Below are 20,371 nucleotides of genomic sequence, written 5' to 3'. Positions count from 1 at the left end.
AGGCGCCAGCCAACTGGCGCCTTTATGGGTCAACTCCTCACAGGAGCCGAATGTGAAAGACTTACTTAAGTTTCTGAAAGCACAACACAAGACTGAAGAATTTGATGCGATCAAAATCGGTCTTGCGTCACCAGACATGATTCGTTCATGGTCGTTTGGTGAAGTGAAAAAGCCAGAAACCATCAACTACCGTACCTTTAAGCCTGAGCGTGACGGTCTTTTCTGTGCACGTATCTTTGGCCCGGTAAAAGACTACGAGTGTCTTTGTGGTAAATACAAACGCCTGAAGCACCGTGGTGTGATCTGTGAAAAATGTGGTGTAGAAGTTACGCAGACCAAAGTGCGCCGTGAGCGTATGGGTCACATCGAGCTGGCTTCTCCGGTTGCCCACATCTGGTTCCTGAAGTCACTGCCGTCCCGTATCGGCCTGCTGATGGACATGCCACTGCGTGATATCGAACGTGTACTGTACTTCGAATCTTACGTTGTGATCGAACCAGGCATGACCAACCTTGAGCGTAGCCAGCTGCTGAGCGAAGAGCAGTACCTGGACGCATTGGAAGAGTGGGGCGACGAATTCGACGCGAAAATGGGCGCCGAAGCGGTCAAAGCATTGCTGGCCAACATGGACCTGAATGCTGAAATCGAACTGATGCGTGAAGAGCTGGAAGAAACCAACTCTGAAACCAAGCGTAAGAAGCTGACCAAGCGTTTGAAGCTGGTCGAAGCATTCCTGCAGTCAGGCAACAACCCTGAGTGGATGATCCTGTCTGTTCTGCCAGTTCTGCCGCCGGATCTACGTCCGCTGGTACCGCTGGATGGTGGTCGTTTCGCAACCTCAGATCTGAATGATCTGTACCGTCGCGTGATCAACCGTAACAACCGTCTGAAGCGCCTGCTGGATCTGGCTGCGCCTGATATTATCGTACGTAACGAAAAGCGTATGCTTCAGGAGTCTGTTGATGCATTGCTGGATAACGGTCGTCGCGGCCGCGCGATCACAGGTTCGAACAAGCGTCCTCTGAAATCTTTGGCCGATATGATCAAAGGTAAGCAGGGTCGTTTCCGTCAGAACCTGCTGGGTAAGCGTGTTGACTACTCAGGCCGTTCTGTAATCACGGTAGGTCCTTACCTGCGTCTGCATCAGTGTGGTCTTCCGAAGAAGATGGCACTGGAGCTGTTTAAGCCATTCATCTACGGCAAGCTGGAAACGCGTGGCCTGGCCACAACCATCAAAGCTGCCAAGAAGATGGTCGAGCGCGAAGAAGCGGTTGTTTGGGATATCCTGGACGAAGTGATTCGCGAACACCCGGTGATGCTGAACCGTGCACCAACCCTGCACCGTTTGGGTATCCAGGCATTTGAACCAGTGCTGATCGAAGGTAAAGCGATCCAGCTGCACCCATTGGTGTGTGCGGCCTATAACGCCGACTTCGATGGTGACCAGATGGCGGTCCACGTTCCGCTGACCCTGGAAGCACAGCTGGAAGCGCGTGCGCTGATGATGTCGACCAACAACATCCTGTCGCCAGCGTCTGGTGATCCAATCATCGTTCCTTCTCAGGACGTTGTACTGGGTCTGTACTACATGACGCGTGAGAAAATCAACGCGAAGGGTGAAGGTATGTACCTGGCGGGTTCAGCAGAAGCTGAAAAAGCCTACCGTACCGGCAACGCCGAGCTGCACTCTCGTGTGAAAGTGCGTATCACTGAGCACGTGAAAGACGAGCAGGGTAACCTGGTTGCTAACACTCAGCTGGTTGATACCACAGTTGGTCGTGCCATGCTGTGGCAAATCGTACCGAAAGGTCTGCCGTACAGCCTGGTCAACACCGAGGCGCTGGGTAAGAAGCAAATCTCTAAATTGCTGAACACCTGTTACCGTGAACTGGGCATGAAAGAGACCGTTATTTTTGCGGACCAAATCATGTACACCGGTTTCGCGTACGCGGCTCTGTCTGGTGTGTCTGTTGGTATCGACGACATGGTTGTACCAGAAGCGAAATACACCAAGATCGCAGAAGCCGAAGCTGAAGTTGCCGAGATCCAGGAGCAGTTCCAGTCGGGTCTGGTGACTGCTGGTGAGCGTTACAACAAAGTGATCGATATCTGGGCCACTGCCAATGAGCAGGTTGCCAAGGCGATGATGGATAACCTGTCTTTCGACACCGTTATCAACCGCGATGGTGAAGAAGAGCAGCAGAAATCGTTCAACAGCGTCTACATGATGGCCGACTCGGGTGCGCGTGGTTCTGCCGCTCAGATCCGTCAGCTGGCAGGTATGCGTGGTCTGATGGCCAAGCCGGACGGCTCGATCATCGAAACGCCAATCACCGCGAACTTCCGTGAAGGTCTGAACGTACTCCAGTACTTCATCTCAACCCACGGTGCTCGTAAGGGTCTGGCGGATACCGCACTGAAGACAGCGAACTCCGGTTACTTGACTCGTCGTCTGGTAGACGTTGCGCAAGACGTGGTGATCATGTCTGATGACTGTGGTACCCACGAAGGTATCAACATGATGGCGCTGATCGAAGGTGGTGATGTTAAAGAGCCACTGCGTGAGCGTGTACTGGGTCGTGTGGTTGCTGAAGACGTACTGAAGCCAGGAACGGAAGAAGTTCTTGCGCCGCGTAACACGCTGCTGGATGAGAAGTGGTGTGACATCCTGGAAGAAAACTCTGTTGACCAGGTGAAAGTACGTTCGGTTGTTAGCTGTGAAAACGACTTCGGTTGTTGTCGTAACTGTTACGGCCGTGACCTGGCCCGTGGTCACCTGGTAAACCAAGGTGAAGCGGTCGGTGTTGTTGCTGCACAGTCTATCGGTGAGCCGGGTACCCAGCTGACGATGCGTACATTCCACATCGGTGGTGCGGCATCTGCGGCAGCGGCTGAAAACAGCATTCAGGTGAAAAACAACGGTTCTCTGAAACTGCAAAATGCCAAGTTCGTTGTGAACAACGAAGGTAAGCTGGTGATCACCTCTCGTGCGTCTGAAATGACCATCATTGATGAGTTCGGCCGTACGAAAGAGAACTACAAGCTGCCATACGGTTCACACCTGAGCAAGAATGACGGTGAGCATGTGAATGCCGGTGAAGTGGTTGCCAACTGGGACCCACACACCATGCCAATCATCACTGAAGTGGCGGGTCGTGTTCAGTTCGTTGACCTGATCGACGGCGTGACGGTTTCTCGCCAGACGGATGACCTGACCGGTCTGTCGATGATCACGGTACTGGACGCTGCAGAGCGTACCGGTGCGGGTAAAGACATGCGTCCGACCATCAAGCTGGTTGACGAGAATGGCCATGACGTGATGATCGCGGGTACCGAAATGCCTGCACAGTACTTCCTGCCGGGTAAAGCGATTATCCAGCTGGAAGACGGTGCCATGGTTGGTATCGGTGATACGCTGGCGCGTATTCCTCAGGCATCTGGCGGTACGAAAGATATCACCGGTGGTCTGCCACGCGTTGCCGACCTGTTCGAAGCGCGTAAACCGAAAGAGCCTGCTATCCTGGCTGAGATCACAGGTACGGTATCCTTCGGTAAAGAGACCAAAGGCAAGCGTCGTCTGATCATCACCCCTGCTGAAGGGAACGTCTACGAAGAAATGGTACCGAAATGGCGCCAGCTGAACGTATTCGAAGGTGAGAAGGTCGAGAAAGGTGATGTCATCGCCGATGGTCCAGAGGCGCCACACGATATCCTGCGTCTGCGTGGCGTGAACGCTGTTGCTGACTATATCGTGAACGAGGTTCAGGAAGTTTACCGTCTCCAGGGCGTTAAGATTAACGATAAGCACATTGAGACGATTGTTCGTCAGATGCTGCGTAAAGTTACCATCGTGTCTTCGGGTGACTCTGAGTTCCTGCCGGGTGAGCAGCTGGAATACTCTCGCGTGACCATCGCAAACCGTAAGCTGGAATCTGAAGGTAAACTCCCAGCCACTTACGAGCGTGATCTGCTAGGTATCACCAAAGCATCTCTGGCGACAGAGTCGTTCATCTCTGCGGCGTCGTTCCAGGAAACGACTCGCGTACTGACCGAAGCTGCGGTTTCTGGTAAGCGTGATGAACTGCGTGGCCTGAAAGAGAACGTCATTGTGGGTCGTCTGATCCCTGCCGGTACCGGTTTTGCGTACCATCAGCAGCGTCAGCGCCAACGTGATGCAGAGCTTGAGCCAGTTGCACCTCAGGTTGATGCGGAGCAAGCTTCGCAAGATCTGGCGGCACTGCTGAATGCCGGCCTGAACGACGAGCATTAATCTCTCGTTTATCGCATTGATTGAAAAGGGTACCTTCGGGTACCCTTTTTTATTGTCGGTACCATGGCGGGGTGCTTAGCAAAGAAGAGCGCTCAGCAAAACAAAATAGAGATAGCTCTGTAGGTTTCGTATCGACGCGATGCAAATCAGGGGGGACGTTGGGGCGGGAATATGCTGAGAGTTTGACTGGATTTTCGGCGTCATACCACCCAGCCCGATGTGCGCATCAGGCTGGTGGAGGACAGGTTCTGCTTGGGCGATCAGGCCCCGGGCGGACAGGCCAGGCTTTCGCTGATCAGCTCGATTAACTCGTCTTCCAGTTCAAACCGCGACTCGATCAGCTCACCTGTCAGAGACAGATCGGTGTCAAAATCCGGCAGCTCGTCGTCTTCTGCGATATCGCAGTAGCGGTCGGCAAAATTGAGCAGTGGATCTGTGGTGCGGGTGATTTGCGAGTAGAGTGTTGAAATTTCTTCGGTGGGCGAATAACCGGTGGCATTCCAGCGGGCCATGACCATATCATAAATTTTGAAATGACCTTCGGAGATGTAATCGACTAATTGCTGGCTGAACAGTTGCAGCTGGGCTGCGGTGGGGAGTTGACGTTGTTTTTGCTCGAAGGGCGGAAGCCCGGCAAGCTTGCAATAGTCAATCAGGAGTTGTTGCCTGGACATTAGCCAGTGATCAATGACATCGCTGGTGCCGCCCCACTGTTTTTGAACTTGCTCGAATTTACTTAGCATGACCATGCCCTCATGATCGGCCAGTATCAATACTGACGAAACTACAGTTGAATCTCTTTAAAAAGAGACCCTTGTCTGACGGATCGCATCCGTTGATAAGTTTAGATTGCCAGTAAAAATCAAACCCTGCAAGGATGGATGTAACATTGATGTTAAATAACCAAGATGTCGCCTATTGGTGTGTCGTCAAAGATCGCCAGTTATACTTAGAAAATCAAACGCTTCCACTATCTACGCCTGAACAATTAGGGTTTTCGTGCGATCAGGCCCACCTGATTGGTCATTTTCACGATAAACCGGTGTATTGGCTGGAAGTGACTGAAAGCGATGGCGAGGCGCATTTCTACTCCCAAAGGGAATTACTGCATCTCGATGGGGAATTATTCAACCTCGCCGGCAAGGCGACACAGCTGTCGCATATGCTGAGCAGCCAGGCATTTTGTGCCGCCTGTGGGGAGCGCTGCCACCTGGCCGTCCACGAGCTGGCGATGGCTTGCCCGGCTTGCCAGATTCATCATTATCCCCGCTTGTCTCCCTGCGTGATTGTCGCGGTCCGAAAAGACGATCAGGTTTTGCTGGCGCAGCATCCGCGCCATAAAACCGGCATGTACACAGTGATCGCCGGATTTGTTGAGGCCGGTGAAACCCTGGAGCAGTGCGTGGCGCGCGAGGTGAAAGAAGAAACCGGTATTGACGTGACTAATATTCGTTATGTCGCCAGCCAGCCCTGGGCGTTTCCGTCGAACCTGATGATGGGGTTTCTGGCCGACTATGCCGGTGGCGAACTCAAACCCGACTATACCGAGCTCAGTGATGCGATTTGGGCCAGGGCGGATAACCTGCCACCCGTGGCGCCTCCCGGTACCATTGCCCGGACGTTGATCGAGGCGACTCTGGAACTCATGTGATGTTAAAACGGTCAATTTCATAACACCTCGAGGTTGCTTCCTATTCTCACTATTAAGCGTGCTTAGCGGTAGATGTGCCCGGCAGAATCATATACAACAGCGACCATAATTTTGATCGGTGATACGAATTGAGGAAGCTATGAAATATCGTCACATTGCTCTGATTTTATGCTCTATGTCGCTGGTGGGCGGCGCCAACGCAGCCGGGCTCAAGGTGAAAGCCAAGCAACTGGTGTCCCAGGATGTGATTGAAAGCGAGGTCGCCCGGGTCCAGCAAAAGTGTGGGAATGCCGAGCTGAAAGCCAGCATCGACTGGCAAGCCTGGTCTGGATATGACTACCAGGAAGCGCGCGTAGATCCGGTCAACGTGGCGGGCTGGGTTGGCGGTCAGGTCAACAACATCTATGACGATATGGTGGCGTTGTGTACCAAGATTGATCATGCTGAGCTGTATAAAGCGGAATTCAGCAAACTGAAGACACTAAATTTCAGCGGTCAAAGCAAAATCACCGAGCGTGATACCAGCTTTAGCCTATCTCCGGATGGGACTGAGTTGAATATCAAACTCAATGGAAACGGGACCTACAATAGTAAGTTTGCGAAGTTACTGCAGGATGCATGGGGCTGATGGAACGTATGAGCTTTTGTATCCGGGGTGCGGCTATCGGTTTGGCGTTTGTGGCAGTCAGCGCTCAGGCAGAGCCGCAGATCTACTCGCTCGATGAACTCCAGCAACTGGCTCGGCAGCAGGCCTGGACCGAGGTGATCACGCATTTGCAGGATGTCAGTCCGGCAGAGCGTGGAGCGACCTGGCAGGCGCTGGTTGATCAGGCCGGGGTGGCGTTTCTGAAATCGCTGACGGCCACGGTGAGCCTGGAAGATATTATCGGGGTCGGCAAGGGTTTGGCGCTGCAGTATCCGCAGTTGGTCAACAATGGCGAGTTTACCGCGATCTACCTGGCGCAGGCTGAGCAATATTACGCGCCGTGTTATCGCTACGGGAATGCGGCCTGTACCTATGAATATGCTCAAACCTTGGCGCATTTCTCGGCACCGGCGGACCTGCTGTTCCAGCAGGGACAACGGGCGCTGAAGCAGGTTTCATCGACCGCATCGGTCCCGTTCTTCGTGCCAGCCGTGCAGCGCAATGCCAATTACTGTCAAGAGGCGGATGTGGCGAAAGGCGTGCTGGAGACCTTGGCGTTGCCCAAACACCAGCACTATCAGGCGGCGTTGGCGGTCGCGACCCAACACTGCCGGGATCATAAACTGGCAGGGGCTGAGGGGTACCTGAAGCATTCTTCCGAAGTGCAGGAAGCCTTGTGTCCCTCTTACTTGGCTCAGGGGTATGTCTCCGGGATCTCGAAAAAAGTCTGCGAGCTGATTGCGGGCTAACGCGCGCAAGGCGGTCGACGCAGTGAGGTCAGGGTAAAGGAGGCGTGAGCCTCCTTTCTTGATTCTGGTTTCTTGATTCTGGGGCTGTGGCATTTTGCCGGCAGGGTGCTTTGCCGGGTGTGGCCGCCATCGGGCCTGTGCCATCATTGGCCTGTTTTGGGCATAAAAAAACCCTCCGTTCGGAGGGGTAAGGTGCAGTTATCGTGCTCTTTGACGAGCAATATCATTGTTATAGTTGCTAGCGCGCAGATTTTGTACCACGGTGGCGGGTCGGGTCGCAAACCCGGAGGTCGGATTGTTGTGATAAACATGATCTGCTTAACAATCGGGCTCTTTTGTTGCCGACCCGGAGTGATACAATACGCCGCAGAATTTACCCAGGGAGTCCCGAATGAGCGAATTAAAGAATGACCGCTACCTACGTGCGCTGCTGAAGCAGTCGGTCGATTGCACACCGGTATGGATGATGCGCCAGGCAGGCCGTTATCTGCCAGAATACCGTGCAACCCGAAGTGTGGCCGGCGACTTTATGTCCCTCTGCAAAAATGCTGAGCTGGCCAGTGAAGTCACGCTACAGCCGCTGCGCCGTTTTCCGCTGGATGCTGCCATTCTGTTTTCAGATATCCTGACCATTCCGGATGCCATGGGCCTGGGACTGTACTTCGAAGCCGGTGAAGGTCCGAAGTTTGAGCGTCCGATCACTTGTAAAGCGGATGTCGACAAGATTGGCCTGCCGGATCCGGAAGGCGAGCTGCAGTATGTGATGAATGCCGTGCGCCAGATCCGCAAAGATCTGCAAGGCGAAGTACCGCTGATCGGTTTTTCGGGAAGCCCATGGACGCTGGCGACCTACATGGTCGAAGGTGGCAGCTCGAAAGCGTTCACCAAAATCAAGAAGATGATGTACGCTGAGCCGGCGACGCTGCATGCCCTGCTGGATAAGCTGGCTGATAGCGTCATCGAGTACCTGAATGCCCAGATCAAGGCCGGTGCCCAGTCGGTGATGGTATTTGATACCTGGGGCGGCGTGCTGACCCCGCGTGATTACAACGAGTTTTCCCTGCGCTACATGCACAAGATTGTCGACGGTCTGATCCGTGAAAACGACGGTCGCCGTGTCCCGGTCACCCTGTTTACCAAGAACGGCGGCATGTGGCTGGAGCAGATCGCAGCGACGGGTTGTGATGCGGTGGGCCTGGACTGGACCATCAATATCGCGGATGCCAAGCGTCGTGTCGGCGACAAAGTGGCGCTGCAGGGCAACATGGATCCATCCATGCTGTACGCCCAGCCTGAGCGCATTCGCCAGGAAGTGGCGACGATCCTGGAAGGCTTCGGCCATGGCGGTACCGGCCATGTGTTCAACCTGGGCCACGGGATCCACCTGGACGTGCCGCCGGAAAATGCCGGGGTCTTTGTTGAGGCGGTCCACGAGTTGTCCAAGCCGTACCACAAATAACATATCGACACTTCACTGCTGGCCTTCATCGCAGCAGGACTGAGTCATCGTGCTCTGATTGACAGAGACGATTGAAAAGCCCACGCCGTCGCCGGTGTGGGCTTTTTCTTTTCGGGATTATCCCTCGGCAATCCCCAGGTGCTGGTGGACGTATTCGCGGATATAGGGCACCACTTCGGCTTCAAACCACGGGTTTTTCTTCAGCCACAACGTGTTGCGCGGTGAGGGATGGGGCATCGGGATATAACGCGGCGCCCATTGACGCCAGGCTCTGACGGTTTCGGTCAGGGTTTTAGGCTTGTCCGGGAGGTAGCGCTGCTGGGCATACTGACCGACCAGCAGGGTCATCCCGATCGCCGGCAGCAGCGGCCACACCTGCGGGTGCCACTGCGGCGCGCATTCCGGCCGCGGCGGCAGGTCGCCGGATTTGCCTTTGCCCGGATAGCATAGCCCCATCGGCATGATGGCGATTTGTCGGGGATCGTAGAAGGTGTCCCGATCCAGCGCCAGCCAGGTGCGCAGCCGATCACCGCTCGGATCGTTCCACGGGATCCCGGTGGCATGGACCCGGGTTCCCGGCGCCTGGCCGACAATCATCAGCCTGGCGCTGCTCGCGGCCTGGATCACCGGTCGTGGGCCGAGCGGGAGATGATCCTTGCAGATCTCGCAGCGGCGTATTTGATCCAACAGGTTATCAAGTTGTTGCGATGCCATGGGGGCTCCCTGGTTTTTCCGGTGAAAGTTAGTAGCCGTGCTCGAAATTGATCAGATGATGCAGTGGCTGCTGTTGGGTATAGCGCAGATAGTTGTCCCGGAATGTCTCGAACACCTGCTCGGGGAAGCTTTCGGCGGCAATATGCGGGGTGACGGTGATCTGCGGGTGCTGCCAGAACGGATGATGCGGTGGCAGTGGCTCTTGGTTGAACACATCCAGAAAAGCATGGGCAACCTGTCCGGCATTAATTGCGGCCAGTAGGCCGGTTTCGCAGAGGCTGTTGCCGCGTCCGACGTTAAAGACAAGCGTCTCACGGCAATGGCTCAGGCTGTCACGGTTGAGCAGCCGATCAGTCTGCGGGGTTGCCGGCAGGGTGGAGACCAGGACATCGGCCTGCGCCAGCGCGTCGGTCAGTTGCGTGAGTGGGTAGATGCGGTCAAAATGCGCCGGCTCGGCACGCCCGCTGCGATTGACGCCAACCACGGTCATCCCCATGGCTTTTGCGACGCCAGCAAGATGGGTGCCGATTGAGCCGGTCCCGAGGATGACCAGGGTGCGCGTAGCGAGTGATGTGTAGGGCAGGGGCTGCCACTGGCCGCGGCGTTGCTGCCGGCGGTACTGGCTCAGGTGGCGGGTATAGTCCAGGGTATAGCCCAGCACATATTCGGCGATCAGTGGTCCGAAATGGCCGCGGATATTGGTGAGCTGATAGTCCTGGCGCAGCTCGGGTTGCATCAGGGCATCGATCCCGGCAAAGGTCGACTGCATCCAGCACAGCGCAGGCAAGTCGGCGAGCATCGGAGCGACCAGAGGCGGGTCGGCCAGGACAATCTCGGCTTCATCCGGGACGTCGGTGAGATGAAGCCCGGGCAGTTGCGCTGCGCTGAGGCGTTGGTGATAGCGCGGCTGTTGTTTCGAGATGATTAGTACCTTGTGCATTCCTTTTTCCTTTTTCCGACGCGGCGAATCAAGTAAAATCCTATTCAAATCACTACCGCAGATGACTCCATGCTAAAGAATCCTGTTCAGCTTCGTCTAGAAAAATTAGAGCCCTGGCAACACATTACCTTTATGGTTTCGCTGTGCGAGCGGATGTATCCGAACTATGCGTTTTTCTGCCGGGAAACTGAGTTTGCCGATGCCCAGAAATACCGCCTGATCCTCGATAGCATCTGGGAGATCCTGACGGTGAAGTCGGCCAAGATCGACTTTGAAAAGCAGCTGGAAAAGCTCGAAGAGCTGGTTCCGAGTGCTGACGACTACGATCTGTATGCGGTGAACCCGGCCATCGATGCCTGTATGGCGCTGGCAGATCTGCTTCATGCGCTGCTGGATCGCGATCTGATGCTGGAGACCCTGGAGAAGTTGAGCTCCCTGTCGGCGGAGACCGTGGCGGATCTGGAATTTGCCCAGACCGGGGAAGCGGTGACGAATGACAACCAGAAAGGCAATGAAGCCGTGTGTGCCGAGTGGGACATGCAGTGGGCGATTTTCCGGGCCCTGAAAGAAGCGGAGAAGCGGGACATTGAACTGATCAAAGGTCTGCGTAAAGAATTGCGTGAAGATGCAATCAGCAACCTGGGCATTGCGCTGTAAAGACAGTCCTGTAGTCTTTAGTTGACACTTCTGGAAAAAGAGCCGTCTGGCTCTTTTTTTATGGCCGGCGTAAGAAGGTGCAGCTGGATATCTTAGTAAATTACTCTGGTATTTTTGTTCTGGTGTAGTCAAATTGACCAGAATGTTATTAGTTCGCTGAAGGAATTCACTTATTTCTCGTCATGGCTTGTCAGGACATTGGCCGGGCGTTTATAACTTTAGGGGTCATCGGGAAGGTGGACCTTCCTGTTTTTTTTACCGTCAGCCGGGATCGGGTATGTCATCAACCGCTTTTACAACTTGCTTGTTGAACCGCAGCCAACGCGCTGTGGCGGCAAACCTGCTCCTCCTGCTCTCTCTGGAACTTATCCGGGGCTGACAGGCCGTACCATTTTTCTGTCAGCCTGAGCTGTGCTGGCAGAGTCGCTCCTTCATCTTGACGTTCCCTTGCTAGTACCTTTCAGGCTGACTCCGACAGAGGAAGACTATGTTAAGTGCACGCAACATCGCCGCTTTGGGCTTTATGACTTTTGCCATGTACCTGGGTGCTGGCAACCTGATTTTCCCCCCGTTTCTGGGCTACCAGGCCGGAGAGCATCTGATCGAAGGCATGATGGGGTTCCTGCTGACCGGGGTTGGCCTGCCGGCACTTGCCTTGGTGATGGTCGCGCTGGTCGGCGGCTCGGATAACCTGACCACAGTGCTGCCGCGTCCGCTGGCCACCAGTTTCTGGGTGATGGTCTTTATCGTCATTGGCCCGGCGTTTGTGATCCCGCGGGCCATTACGGTCGCCTATCAGTTCAGCTTTGCCCCTTTCGTCGGGGAGTCTGCCCTGATCCCGTTCTCGCTGATCTTCTGTCTGGCGACAGTGATGTTCGCCCTGTATCCCGGCAAGCTGGTCGATACCCTGGGGAAATGGCTGACCCCGGTGCTGCTGCTGATCCTGGTGGTGATGGCGGGTGTGGCCTGGTGGTCGCCAGCCGGTGCGCTGAGCGCGGCAACCGGACCGTATGTCTCCGGCGCCCTGGCGGAGGGGCTGACCCAGGGCTATATGACCATGGACGCCTTGGGCTCGATTGGCTTCGGCTGGATCATCTTCCGGGCAATCCAGAGTATGGGGGTCAGCTGCCCGAAAGCGACGGCTAAATATACCCTGATTGCTGCGCTGATGTATGCCATCGCCATGGCGTTGGTCTATATTTCCCTGGCCTACATCGGGGCCACCAGTGTTCATGACGGCCAGGCATACAGCAACGGCGGTGAAATCCTGACGGCCTTTACCACGGCGCGATTCGGCCTGTTCGGCACCCTGCTGCTGGGTGTAGTGATGGTGCTGGCGTGTCTGACCACCGCGATTGGGGTTACGACGGCGGGCAGTGAGTTCTACAGCCGGACCTTCACCCCAGTGTCGTATCGGGGCTGTGTCTGGGTCACCATGGGGGTCTCGGCGCTGGTGGCCAATATCGGTTTGGATCAGTTGCTGGCGATCACCTTGCCGGCGGTGGTTGCGCTGCACCCGGTCGCCATTGCCCTGCTGATGATTGCGCCGCTGCGCCGCTTCCTGTCACCGGTTGGTGTGGTTGGCACCGTGGCGACGGCGTTGGTTTTCGGCGCCCTGGATGCACTGCATATTCTCGGCGGCATGCCGGCTGAGCTACAGGCAGTGCTGAGCCGCGAACTACCCTTGTACGGCTATTATGCGGGCTGGGTGGTGCCGACCGCTTTGATGCTGAGTGCCGCGGTGGTTGCCAAACAGCTGAAAAGCCGGGGGCTTGCGGTTGCGGTCGATCGGTCGCGAGGCTAAGTCGCGGTTAGGTTAACGAGAGAAATCAAAAAGGGGCCGCAGGGCCCCTTTGTTGTGATCCGGATGGATTGTGATGGATACAGGCGATAGCGGATTAGGCCTCGTCGTCCTTGCTTTCAATCACGCCATGGAGCTTCTTCCATCGCTCCCAGCGCTGGAACGCCAGCTGCTGCATGTCGGTGTTCTTATCGGCCTCATCGACAATCTCTTCGCCGACCAGGTGTTCAAAGATATCTTCCATGGTCACCAGACCCTGAACCGTACCGTATTCATCGACCACCAGAACCAGTTGCGAGCGCTCTTTCATCAGCTGCTCGAACGCTTTGGGGACGCTGACAGTATTGAGCACCACCGGCAGCGGGCGCATCAGGGTACCGAGTTCATTGTTGCCGCGTCCGGCCTGACTTTCGGCGAACAGCTCCAGGCGGTGGACAAAGCCGAGGATATTATCCTTCTGCTCGCTATAGACCAGTGGCCGCGAAAACGGGCTGTCCTTGTGCTGAGAGAGAAACTCGTTGATCGGCTGCTCGGCTTCAACCCGGAACAAGACCGGACGCGGGGTCATGATCTTGGTGATATTCACTTCGCGGAATTGAAGCAGGTTGGCCAGAATTTTCGACTCGCCTTCGGCCAGCTCACCGGATTCCTTGGCCAGCATCGCCATCGCAGACAACTCGTCACGCAGCTTCGGTGGCTGGTGGCCATGCGACAGGCGGCGGGTGATTTGCTCGGAAACCCAGACAAATGGCGTCAGCGCCCAGACCATCCAGCGCAGGACACTGGCAGACGCCGGAGCCAGTTGGCGCCAGTAGGTGGCCCCGATGGTTTTCGGGATGATTTCGGAGAACAGCAGGATACCAATTGTTAACACGCCGGAGAACACACCGAGCCACTGACTGCCGAATACCACAGCGGCTTGTGCACCGGCCGTCGCTGCCCCGATGGTATGGGCAATGGTATTGAGTGTGAGGATCGAGGCCAGGGGGCGATCGATATTATCTTTCAGGGCTGCCAGACGGGCGGCCGACGGGTGGCCTTGCTGACGCAGGGTCCCGATGTAGCTCGGCGAAATGCTGAGCAGAACGGCTTCAAGAACCGAACAAATGAACGAAACACCAATCGCAATCGCGACGTAAATCGTTAGGAGTATCATGCTTACCTTATGAACAAACAACAGAGTGACGGTTATATTAATCGGTGCGACGGGGAATAAATACAACTATTTCCGCCGGCCGGTAAGTAACATTTTGTGAACTTGCGCTCAGTTTATGGTTAAAGAGCCCGCACCTAGCCACATCATAGCTGACAAACCTTTGCCACACGGGCTTCTTTTGAATTAGAGTTGATGCGTCTTAAGAAAAACCTTAGAAGGGAAACCTAATGAACAAGACCCAACTGATTGACCTGATCGCTGAAAAGGCAGATCTTTCTAAAGCTCAAGCGAAAATCGCCCTGGAGTCGACTCTGGACGGTATTGCTGACGCGCTGAAGGAAGGTGACCAGGTTCAACTAATTGGCTTTGGTACATTTAAAGTAAACCACCGTGCTGCGCGCACTGGCCGTAACCCACAAACGGGTCAGGAAATCCAAATCGCTGCAGCAAACGTTCCTGCATTTGTCGCAGGTAAAGCACTGAAAGACTCAGTGAAATAATCTATACTCCGCCAGATAACGCATCTGGCGGAGTTTTTGTTATGAAACGTCTCATTCCTTTAGTTTTCCTCTCCCTCCTGACTGGATGTGAAACCACTTCCGTATCCGATACCGTCATCTCCCCGATCTCGACACACGCGACCGGCTATCAGCAAGGCGCCAAGACAACATTGTACTGGTATACCTCGCAACAAAACCAACCGGTGAAACTGGCGGAAGTCGTGACGGCTGAGCATAGCGAGCGCTATGAGTCCGAATATCGCTGGCGAGACGGCAAGCTGCGTGAAATCAAGCGTCAGGGGACCCGGCTGGGCGATGAGCATTATCTGGTGCCGTTTACCCTGCACCTACGCTATGACGCCGAGGGACAAGCGGTCTACCAGCGTTTTACCCAGGATGGCAGCGTGTTGCCGTTGTCTGATGTCGAGCTGTATGCTCCGATCCGTCAGGTCGATGCGGCACTGCGGGTGATCGCGCAGCAGCGCAAGGCCGGATTGAGCTTAGTGCAGGGCTACTGGCAGCAGCAGCACATGATCCTGTGCGGCGAGCAGCGGGCCAAGTCGCTGACGTTTAACACGGTCGCGGCGCAGGCGGCGGCCTCCGGGCATGATCGCGCCACAGGCTATATGGCCCTGACCGGTAAAGTCCGGCGCGACAGCATCGAAGCCAGCCAGGTACTGTTGCTGGCCGATAACAGCCAGCAGTGTCTGGTGTCGCCGGTGTTGCTGGATCCCCAATAGTCCCGCTGCGGCCAGACGATCAAAAAACGCGCTGAAATCAGCGCGTTTTTATGGTGTTCATCCACGAAGGATGACGGGATTACTGCTCGCGGGCGATCGCACGGTAGCCGATGTCCTCACGGAAGAACATGCCGTCCCAGCTGATTTGCTGCGCCAGCGCATAGGCACGCTGCTGCGCCGCAGACACACTGTCGGCCATCGCTGTGGCACACAGGACCCGGCCGCCGTTGGTCACCACGTTGCCGTCCTGCATGCAGGTACCGGCATGGAAGACTTTCTCACCTTCGGTGTTTTGCGTTGGCAGGCCGGAAATCACATCGCCTTTATTGTAGCTGGCCGGATAGCCGCCGGCAGCCAGCACGATGCCGATCGAGGCGCGCGGATCCCACTTCGACGCCATGGTATCGAGCTTGCCGTCAATCGCTGCCAGACACAGCTCAACCAGATCCGACTGCATGCGCAGCATGATCGGCTGGGTTTCCGGATCGCCGAAACGGCAGTTGTATTCAATGACTTTCGGGGTGCCGTCGGCCATGATCATCAGGCCGGCATACAGGAAGCCGGTGTACGGCGCGCCTTCGGCAGCCATGCCGCGCACCGTCGGGTAGATCACCTCGTCCATCACCCGCTGGTGGATCGCCGGTGTCACCACCGGGGCTGGGGAGTAAGCGCCCATACCACCGGTATTTGGTCCGGTATCGCCGTTGCCGACCCGCTTGTGGTCCTGGCTGGTGGCCATCGGCAGCACGTTTTCACCGTCAACCATGACGATGAAGCTCGCCTCTTCGCCGTCGAGAAACTCTTCAATCACCACCCGGTGACCGGCTTCGCCGAAGGCGTTGCCGGCCAGCATGTCGCGCACGGCGGCTTCAGCTTCTTCTTGCGTCATTGCCACAATCACGCCTTTGCCGGCAGCCAGGCCGTCGGCTTTAACCACGATTGGCGCGCCTTTTTCGCGCAGGTACGCCAGCGCAGGCTCAATCTCGGTAAAGTTCTGGTATTCCGCTGTCGGGATCTGGTGGCGGGCCAGAAAATCCTTGGTGAACGCTTTAGAGCCTTCGAGCTGGGCAGCGGCTTCGGTCGGACCGAAAATCGGCAGGCCTGCGGCACGGAAGGCATCCACCACGCCGATCACCAGTGGTGCTTCCGGACCAACGATGGTCAGGCCAATCTGGTTGTCCCGGGCAAAATTAACCAGCCCCTGGATGTCTTCGACGCCGATGGCGACGTTTTCCAGCTTCGGCTCCAGCGCAGTCCCGGCATTGCCCGGTGCGACGTAGACAGTTTCAACCTGAGGGTTTTGCGCGGCTTTCCAGCCCAGGGCGTGCTCGCGGCCGCCGTTGCCGATGATCAGAACTTTCATGTTTTCATCCTTATCGCGTCGCCATTTTTCTGGTTTCGGTGTCAAGCGTACTCATTTATCGGCATAAACTCCGTGCGCTTTCCTTGAACTCAAAAAAATGGCTTTGCGCTAAATGCGTAAAAGTTGCTAAAAATAACGCTCACAACAACGAGTGAGCTTAAATTAAATAACACCCAGGCCCCGGTGAACGGGGCCTGGGTGTGAATATGGGGTTTAGTGACGGAAGTGGCGCATGCCGGTGAAGACCATCGCCATGCCGTGTTCGTCAGCGGCGGCGATGACTTCTTCATCGCGCATCGAGCCACCCGGCTGAATCACGCAGGTGATCCCGGCTTCGGCGGCGGCGTCGATGCCGTCACGGAATGGGAAGAAGGCATCGGAAGCCATCACACTGCCGGCGACTTCCAGGTTCTCGTCCGCGGCTTTGATCCCGGCAATCTTCGCTGAGTAGACGCGGCTCATCTGTCCGGCGCCAACGCCGATGGTCATGTTGCCTTTGGCGTAGACAATGGCGTTGGATTTGACATATTTCGCCACTTTCCAGCAGAACAGGGCGTCACGCAGCTCTTCCTCGCTTGGCTGGCGCTGGGAAACCACTTTCAGGTCGTCCAGACCGACCATGCCCTGATCGCGGTCCTGAACCAGCAGGCCGCCGTTGACGCGTTTCACATCGAAGCCGGTGGTTTTGGCAGACCACTCACCGCATTCCAGTAGGCGAACGTTCTTCTTCGCTGCCACGACGGCGATAGCTTCTGCGGATACGCTCGGGGCGATGATGACTTCCACAAACTGACGCTCGACAATGGCTGTGGCCGTTGCGGCATCCAGCTCGCGGTTGAAGGCGATGATGCCGCCGAAAGCTGACGTCGGATCGGTTTTGTAAGCACGATCATAGGCTTCCAGGATATCGCTGCCCAGCGCGACACCACACGGGTTGGCGTGTTTGACGATCACACAAGCGGGCTGGTCAAACTCTTTGACACACTCCAGCGCCGCGTCGGTATCGGCAATGTTGTTGTAAGACAGGGCTTTACCCTGGATCTGACGGGCCGTGGCGACCGAGGCTTCTTCCGGCTGCTGCTCGACGTAGAAGGCGGCGGCCTGGTGGCTGTTCTCGCCGTAGCGCATGTCCTGCTTCTTCTCGAACTGCTGGTTAAAGGTGCGCGGGAATTTCGATTCTGCATCACCTTCTTTGTTCTCGCCGTAAGACGGCACCATGGTGCCGAAATAGTTGGCAATCATCCCGTCGTAGGCCGCCGTGTGTTCAAACGCAGCAATGGCCAGGTCGAAACGGGTGGCCTGGGTCAGTGAGCCGTCGTGGCTTTCCAGCTCAGACAGAATTCGGTCATAGTCGTGGGCGTTGACCACAATGGTCACGTCTTTGTGATTTTTCGCTGCTGAACGCACCATGGTCGGACCGCCGATATCGATGTTTTCGACCGCATCTGCCAGGGTACAGTTCGGATTGGCAACGGTCTGGGCGAACGGGTAGAGGTTCACCACCACCATGTCAATCGGGTCAATGCCGTGCTCAGCCATGATCGCATCATCCTGGCCGCGGCGACCCAGCACGCCACCGTGTACTTTCGGGTGCAGGGTTTTCACCCGGCCGTCCATCATTTCAGGAAAGCCGGTATAGTCGGAAACTTCGGTGACTTTGATGCCTTGTTCGGCCAGCAGGCGGGCGGTGCCACCGGTCGACAGGATATCCACACCACGGTTGGCAAGAGCTTGTGCGAATTCAACAATTCCAGTTTTGTCTGATACGCTGATCAGCGCACGGCGAATAGGACGAGCGTTTTCCATTGTGACCATCTCTTTTGTACACGGGGAATATTTGCCAAAAGCCGGCTCGTATCAGCCGGGTTTTGGCAAATACCCTCAGTCAGGTAGAATCGACCCATAGGCGGTATCTCCGGGCAGGGATCCCCTGTGTCGATGGCGCCTATCTTACATCATTTCGCCTGTTGCGCAAACGTTTGCTTTTTCTTGTGGCAGGCAGGATGACTTTCTCATGGTGCCTCTGGAAAGGAAAAGTCGGCTATGTACATGATTGGGCAACTGGCCAAGCTGTGTGAGGTTAGCAGTGATACCTTACGGTTCTACGAAAAGAACGGTTTGCTGACCCCGGCGGGGCGGAGTGATTCCGGCTATCGTTTGTATAACGAAGCCAGCCTGAAACAGATTAGTTTTATCCTGAAAGCCAAAGAGTTGGGGCTGAGCCTGGACGAGATCCGCGAGCTGTTGGACATTCGCCTGGAAGCGACCGAGCATAGCTGCGCCGAGGTCAAGGCGATCACCTCAGCCAAGCTGACGCTGATCGACAGCAAAATTGCTGAGCTGACCCGGATTCGCACGGCGCTGAAGAAAATCAATGATGCCTGCTGTGGCCATGATGACGACAATGCCAGCCATTGTTCGATCCTCGAAGCCCTGGCGGCGGGGGATAAAGCTTCGTGAATCCGGCAGGCCTTGCGCCTGCCGGACCGGGCGTTTATGCAAATTCCATCACAATCCGACCGTTAATCTCCCCTTTTTCCATCTCGGCAAAAATCGCGTTAATGTCTTCCAGCGGTTTGACCTGGGTAATGGCCTTCACCTTGCCCTCGGCGGCAAATTGCAGACACTCCTGCAGATCTTTCCGGGTGCCGACGATCGAGCCGATGATTTTCACCCCGTTCAGCACGGTATCAAAAATCGGGATCGGCATCTCATCCGGCGGCAGGCCAACCAGCACACAGGTGCCGCCGCGGCGGATCGACTTATAGGCTTCTTCGAAGGCCGGCTTCGACACCGCGGTGCAGACCACCCCGTGCACGCCGCCGACCAGGCGCTGTACCGCCGCTGAGGGCGATTCCTGCATGAAGTCGATGGTATGGGTGGCGCCAAGCTCTCTGGCCAGCGCCAGCTTCTCTGCACCGGTGTCGATGGCAATCACATTCATGCCCATGGCCACCGCATACTGGATGGCCAGGTGGCCCAGCCCGCCGGCACCGACAATCGCCACCCATTGCCCCGGTTTCACCCCGGTGACTTTGAGGGCCTTGTAGGTCGTCACCCCGGCGCAGAACAGGGGCGCAGCATCGACATAGTTCAGGCCGTCGGGGATCTTGATGGCGTAGTCGCCATGCGCCAGGCAATATTCGGCATAGCCGCCATCAACCGAGTAACCGGCATTGTGCTGATCCAGGCACAGGGTTTCCTGGCCGTCGAGGCAGTAGTCACAATGGCCGCAGGCACTGTAGAGCCATGGCACGCCGACCCGATCGCCAATTGTCAGGTGATGGATTTCGCTGCCGACGGCAACAACTTCGCCCACCCCTTCATGGCCGGGGACCAGCGGCATTTTCGGCTTCACCGGCCAGTCGCCGTGACAGGCATGCAGATCGGTGTGGCACACGCCGCAGGCATGGATTTTCACGAGCACATCGCGGGCTTTGACCGCCGGAACCGGGATGTCTTTGATCACCAACGGTCCTTTGAACTCACTGACGACAGCAGCTTTCATAATCTCTCCTGAATGAGGTTCTTGAATGGATGTAAGTGATAATTATTATCACTTGTAGGTGGTATTGTATGTGATCCGGCTCATAGTGATGGGGGATGTCGAGTCACTGTTGCCGGGGTTGTTCCTGAACTTGCGATCCAGTGCGTGCATCGAAGCCGACGAGGTCAGGCCCGGAAAGCGTTGCGGCGTATCACTTCCGAATCGCGTCGGTATTTTT

General features: G+C 56.1%; 17 protein-coding genes. 10 read left to right on the top strand and 7 right to left on the bottom strand.

Annotated elements, in window-relative coordinates:
• Positions 1 to 52 precede the first annotated feature (52 nt).
• On the top strand, positions 53 to 4,270 hold the full coding sequence (rpoC, locus tag NH461_RS15540; RefSeq protein WP_261601191.1) for a DNA-directed RNA polymerase subunit beta': 4,218 nt from the start codon (positions 53 to 55) through the stop codon (positions 4,268 to 4,270).
• A gap of 260 nt (positions 4,271 to 4,530) precedes the next feature.
• Here rpoC and rsd read toward each other — a convergent pair whose 3' ends face one another.
• The gene (gene rsd / locus NH461_RS15535; protein ID WP_261601190.1) at positions 4,531 to 5,013 is read right to left on the bottom strand and encodes a sigma D regulator; all 483 of its coding nucleotides are present in this window, start codon (positions 5,011 to 5,013) and stop codon (positions 4,531 to 4,533) included.
• A 149-nt stretch (positions 5,014 to 5,162) separates the two neighbouring features.
• Between rsd and nudC the strand changes: the two genes are divergently transcribed.
• From nudC to hemE, 4 genes are all read left to right on the top strand, one after another.
• The gene (nudC, locus tag NH461_RS15530; protein ID WP_261601189.1) at positions 5,163 to 5,921 is read left to right on the top strand and encodes an NAD(+) diphosphatase; all 759 of its coding nucleotides are present in this window, start codon (positions 5,163 to 5,165) and stop codon (positions 5,919 to 5,921) included.
• 139 nt (positions 5,922 to 6,060) lie between these two features.
• Positions 6,061 to 6,549 (top strand): hypothetical protein, encoded by a 489-nt coding sequence (locus tag NH461_RS15525; RefSeq protein WP_261601188.1) that lies wholly within the window; start codon positions 6,061 to 6,063, stop codon positions 6,547 to 6,549.
• Positions 6,549 to 7,316: a hypothetical protein gene (locus NH461_RS15520; RefSeq protein WP_261601187.1), complete on the top strand. Its 768-nt coding sequence runs from the start codon at positions 6,549 to 6,551 to the stop codon at positions 7,314 to 7,316. Before NH461_RS15525 ends, NH461_RS15520 begins: the two co-directional genes overlap by 1 nt.
• 391 nt (positions 7,317 to 7,707) lie before the next feature.
• On the top strand, positions 7,708 to 8,775 hold the full coding sequence (hemE, locus tag NH461_RS15515) for a uroporphyrinogen decarboxylase (RefSeq protein ID WP_261601186.1): 1,068 nt from the start codon (positions 7,708 to 7,710) through the stop codon (positions 8,773 to 8,775).
• A 117-nt stretch (positions 8,776 to 8,892) separates the two neighbouring features.
• Here the strand turns inward: hemE and NH461_RS15510 are convergent, their stop codons facing one another.
• Together NH461_RS15510 and NH461_RS15505 are read right to left on the bottom strand one after the other, a co-directional pair.
• Positions 8,893 to 9,489, bottom strand: a complete 597-nt coding sequence (locus NH461_RS15510; RefSeq protein WP_261601185.1) for a uracil-DNA glycosylase family protein — start codon at positions 9,487 to 9,489, stop codon at positions 8,893 to 8,895.
• Positions 9,490 to 9,517: 28 nt separating this feature from the next.
• A complete protein-coding gene (locus NH461_RS15505) occupies positions 9,518 to 10,429 on the bottom strand; it encodes a D-2-hydroxyacid dehydrogenase (protein WP_261601184.1) in 912 nt (303 codons plus the stop codon).
• 69 nt (positions 10,430 to 10,498) lie between these two features.
• Here NH461_RS15505 and NH461_RS15500 point away from each other — a divergent pair, with 69 nt between their 5' ends.
• Both NH461_RS15500 and brnQ read left to right on the top strand, forming a co-directional pair.
• Complete coding sequence (locus NH461_RS15500) at positions 10,499 to 11,086, top strand: YjaG family protein (RefSeq protein ID WP_261601183.1); 588 nt, start codon at positions 10,499 to 10,501, stop codon at positions 11,084 to 11,086.
• A 487-nt stretch (positions 11,087 to 11,573) separates the two neighbouring features.
• Positions 11,574 to 12,890, top strand: a complete 1,317-nt coding sequence (brnQ, locus tag NH461_RS15495) for a branched-chain amino acid transport system II carrier protein (protein ID WP_261601182.1) — start codon at positions 11,574 to 11,576, stop codon at positions 12,888 to 12,890.
• Between the two features lie 94 nt (positions 12,891 to 12,984).
• Here brnQ and NH461_RS15490 read toward each other — a convergent pair whose 3' ends face one another.
• Entirely contained in the window at positions 12,985 to 14,043 is a 1,059-nt protein-coding gene (locus NH461_RS15490) for a CNNM domain-containing protein (RefSeq protein WP_261601181.1), read from the bottom strand.
• Between the two features lie 227 nt (positions 14,044 to 14,270).
• Between NH461_RS15490 and hupA the strand changes: the two genes are divergently transcribed.
• On the top strand, positions 14,271 to 14,543 hold the full coding sequence (hupA, locus tag NH461_RS15485) for a nucleoid-associated protein HU-alpha (protein WP_261601180.1): 273 nt from the start codon (positions 14,271 to 14,273) through the stop codon (positions 14,541 to 14,543).
• 41 nt (positions 14,544 to 14,584) lie between these two features.
• Positions 14,585 to 15,283, top strand: coding sequence for a DUF1481 domain-containing protein (locus NH461_RS15480; RefSeq protein WP_261601179.1), 699 nt, complete (start codon positions 14,585 to 14,587; stop codon positions 15,281 to 15,283).
• A 79-nt stretch (positions 15,284 to 15,362) separates the two neighbouring features.
• Here the strand turns inward: NH461_RS15480 and purD are convergent, their stop codons facing one another.
• Both purD and purH read right to left on the bottom strand, forming a co-directional pair.
• A complete protein-coding gene (gene purD, locus NH461_RS15475; protein ID WP_261601178.1) occupies positions 15,363 to 16,646 on the bottom strand; it encodes a phosphoribosylamine--glycine ligase in 1,284 nt (427 codons plus the stop codon).
• A gap of 213 nt (positions 16,647 to 16,859) precedes the next feature.
• On the bottom strand, positions 16,860 to 18,452 hold the full coding sequence (gene purH, locus NH461_RS15470; RefSeq protein WP_261601177.1) for a bifunctional phosphoribosylaminoimidazolecarboxamide formyltransferase/IMP cyclohydrolase: 1,593 nt from the start codon (positions 18,450 to 18,452) through the stop codon (positions 16,860 to 16,862).
• A 237-nt stretch (positions 18,453 to 18,689) separates the two neighbouring features.
• Here purH and zntR point away from each other — a divergent pair, with 237 nt between their 5' ends.
• Positions 18,690 to 19,106 (top strand): Zn(2+)-responsive transcriptional regulator, encoded by a 417-nt coding sequence (zntR, locus tag NH461_RS15465; RefSeq protein WP_261601176.1) that lies wholly within the window; start codon positions 18,690 to 18,692, stop codon positions 19,104 to 19,106.
• A gap of 34 nt (positions 19,107 to 19,140) precedes the next feature.
• On the opposite strand, the gene adhP is transcribed toward zntR, so the two are convergent.
• The gene (gene adhP / locus NH461_RS15460; protein WP_261601175.1) at positions 19,141 to 20,154 is read right to left on the bottom strand and encodes an alcohol dehydrogenase AdhP; all 1,014 of its coding nucleotides are present in this window, start codon (positions 20,152 to 20,154) and stop codon (positions 19,141 to 19,143) included.
• Positions 20,155 to 20,371 lie beyond the last annotated feature (217 nt).

Origin of the sequence: Photobacterium sp. TY1-4 (assembly GCF_025398175.1) — a bacterium.
Classification (GTDB): domain Bacteria; phylum Pseudomonadota; class Gammaproteobacteria; order Enterobacterales; family Vibrionaceae; genus Photobacterium.
This window is presented reverse-complemented; position numbering and strand designations above follow the sequence as displayed.